The sequence below is a fragment of the Sesame phyllody phytoplasma genome, from assembly GCF_018390775.2.
In the GTDB taxonomy this organism is placed as follows: Bacteria; Bacillota_I; Bacilli_A; order Acholeplasmatales; family Acholeplasmataceae; genus Phytoplasma; species Phytoplasma australasiaticum.
In genome coordinates this window covers 1-323 of sequence record NZ_JAHBAJ020000048.1, presented here as the reverse complement: position 1 = coordinate 323, position 323 = coordinate 1, and the positions used below count along the sequence as shown (strand labels likewise).

Genomic DNA, 323 nt, shown 5'->3' with positions numbered 1-323 from the left:
TCCAAATTTCCCTGTAATTGATCACGTTTTTCTTGTAAAGTTCGTAATTCGGTTTGAAGTGTATTAATAGTTGTTGCGCTAGATTGATGATCTTGTTGTAATTCGGCTTTGATAGTTTCCAATGATACAGAGATGTTTGCCAAATCTTGATGCGCTTTTGCTAAATCTTTTTCGTATTTAGCAACCTTGCCTTTGTTAGTTATTAAATCTTCTTTTAAGCCATCGATTTCAGATTTTAACTGGAGACGTTCCTGTTCGGATAAATCTGCTTGTTGACGATATTGAGCTTCTTTATCTGCAATAGTTTGTTTCAAAGAAGCAAT

1 pseudogene is annotated in these 323 nt (G+C 34.1%); it reads right to left on the bottom strand.

Annotated elements, in window-relative coordinates:
- Positions 1-323: pseudogene (locus KHD59_RS02450) on the bottom strand (hypothetical protein); the annotation flags it as partial.